The organism is Streptomyces sp. SDr-06 (assembly GCF_003324565.1).
In the GTDB taxonomy this organism is placed as follows: Bacteria; Actinomycetota; Actinomycetes; order Streptomycetales; family Streptomycetaceae; genus Streptomyces.
The window spans coordinates 1-1,920 of sequence record NZ_QOLA01000066.1 but is presented as its reverse complement, the minus strand read 5'-3'; the positions used below and the strand labels follow the sequence as shown (position 1 = coordinate 1,920).

The window sequence follows — 1,920 nt, the reverse complement described above, 5'->3', positions numbered from 1 at the left end:
GGCCGGGTCAGGGGGCCGGTCGCAGGTCGTCCTCCTCGTCGAGGCCGTCCTCCAGCTCCTCCTCGTCGAAGACGGCGCTCACGTCGAAGCGGCACACCACACGCTGCGGATCGGCGTGGTCGAAGGGCGTGCTCAGCCACTCGCCGGGCTCCGGGAGCTCGTCGGCGGCCGACACCCACAGCGTGGAGTCACCCTCCTCCAGGCCGAACTCCTTGTGCCGGGAGGCGATTTCGTCCGGCTCGTACTCGCCGAAGAGGACACCCAGCGCGGCATGGACGCTGCTGCCGACGACCGGCGCCGTGCGCTCGACCCCGTCCGCGTCGTCGGCCTCGGGGTCGAGATCGGTGATCCGCTGGGCCTGGGCCAGCAGGCGCTGGGGCTCGGCCACGGCGTAGTCGCGCCGGATGAGCACGCTGAGGGCGTTGGGTTCCTCGGGGCCCGCGTAGGGCGGGAGCGAGTCGTCGGCGCCGGGGATCTCGAAGGGGGTCACCTCGTCATAGCGGTCGTAGAGCCGCTCGTCGTACGCCTCGGCGGCCGCCGCGAGCGCGTTGAACGCCTCGTACACGCCGGGGTCGTCGTCCCCCGTGCGGCGTTCCACCGCATCGAGGTGACGGTCCAGCGCGGCTTTGACCGCCTCGGCGGCGGCACGTACCTCGGCAGCGGTGGGCTGCGCAGCATCAGACATAGTGCAGACGCTATCCGTACCGGGCCTCTGCCCGCACAATAGATGCGATGCCGGAATACGAATTTGTCGACGTGTACGTCCCCCGCGGGGTGTCCCGCAAGGAGGCGACACGCCTGCTGACCGACCATGCCGAGTACGGACACTGGGAGTTGGACCGACTGAGTCTGCATCGGGACGGCAGCCGCAGAGTGCGGCTCCGCCGGCGGATCATCCGCCAGCTGCGGGCCACCTGGTGAGAGTGCCGCCATGACGGAGCGGGCCCCGCATGGGTGCGGGGCCCGCTCCGTCATGACCGCCGCGCGTGCGGCTTCGGGGGTGTTGCGACTACCGCGCGGCACGGCTCCGGCGGTAGAGCACGGCTCCGCCGAGCACCAGACCGGCGGCGGCCGGGGCGGCGAAGCCCAGGCCCTCGGAGCCGGTGTGCGCCAGCGCGGCCCGGGCGGCGGGCGCGGTCACGGCCTGGGTGACCGGGGCGGACGCGGCGGACTCGACTGACGCAGCGGGCTTGCCGGGCGCGGCCGGCTGCGCGGGCGCGGGCTTGGCCGGCTGGTGCGCGATCGGGCTGACCGGGTTCTGCGGAACCCCGGGGTGCCCGGGCTGCTGCGGGTGGCCCGGCTGCTCGGGCGTGCAGGGCGGCTTGTGCCCACCGGGGTGGTGCGGGTTCCCGGGGTGCTCGGGGTGTCCCGGGTGGTGGGGCTGTCCCGGGTGCTGCGGGTGACCGGGGTGGCCCGGGTGCTGCGGGTGCCCCAAACGGCCGCTCTCGTCGTTGAGGCAGTCGTTGCCGAACACGGGGTTGCCCACCCCCACCACGTTCACGCTGTTCCCGCAGAGGTTCACGGGTACGTCGACGGGCGCCTGGATGGTGTTGCCGGAGCCCACGCCCGGGGAGTTGCTGGTGTGGCCGGACGCCATCGCCCCGCCGCCCGGGTGGCCGCCGCCCCTGTTGGCACAGGTGTTGGCGAACGCCGGATTGAGCGCACCGATCACGTTCACGGTGTTGCCGCAGGCGTTGACCGGTACGTGCACCGGTGCCTGCAGCGCGTTGCCGGACAGCACGCCCGGCGAGTTCGTGGCGCCGCCCTGGGCGCCGGAGTCGGCGTGTGCGGCGCCGCTGCCCATGGCGATGACGCCGGTCGCGGCCGCCATGGTGATCAGTCCCTTGCGGGTGACCTGTCGCATAGTCTCGTTCCCTGCCTTCTGCCTTCCGGAAAGCCCGGATGCGCCGTTGCGCCCGG

3 protein-coding genes are annotated in these 1,920 nt (G+C 73.2%); 1 reads left to right on the top strand and 2 read right to left on the bottom strand.

All coding sequences use genetic code 11. From position 1 onward, the window contains the following. Positions 1-7: 7 nt before the first annotated feature. Entirely contained in the window at positions 8-685 is a 678-nt protein-coding gene (locus DT019_RS38980; protein WP_114041730.1) for a hypothetical protein, read from the bottom strand. A gap of 47 nt (positions 686-732) precedes the next feature. Here DT019_RS38980 and DT019_RS38975 point away from each other — a divergent pair, with 47 nt between their 5' ends. Continuing rightward, positions 733-921, top strand: coding sequence for a DUF5703 family protein (locus DT019_RS38975; RefSeq protein ID WP_114041729.1), 189 nt, complete (start codon positions 733-735; stop codon positions 919-921). 88 nt (positions 922-1,009) lie between these two features. Here DT019_RS38975 and DT019_RS38970 read toward each other — a convergent pair whose 3' ends face one another. Continuing rightward, positions 1,010-1,864 carry a chaplin gene (locus tag DT019_RS38970; RefSeq protein WP_114041728.1) on the bottom strand — a complete coding sequence of 285 codons (855 nt, stop codon included), beginning with the start codon at positions 1,862-1,864 and terminating at the stop codon, positions 1,010-1,012. Between the last annotated feature and the right edge of the window lie 56 nt (positions 1,865-1,920).

What these genes read in the sequence shown, in the direction of transcription:
- DT019_RS38975 (WP_114041729.1), top strand. Translation starts at nt 733, where the DNA reads ATGCCGGAATACGAATTTGTCGACGTGTACGTCCCCCGCGGGGTGTCC.
- DT019_RS38970 (WP_114041728.1), bottom strand. Translation starts at nt 1,864, where the DNA reads ATGCGACAGGTCACCCGCAAGGGACTGATCACCATGGCGGCCGCGACC.
- DT019_RS38980 (WP_114041730.1), bottom strand. Translation starts at nt 685, where the DNA reads ATGTCTGATGCTGCGCAGCCCACCGCTGCCGAGGTACGTGCCGCCGCC.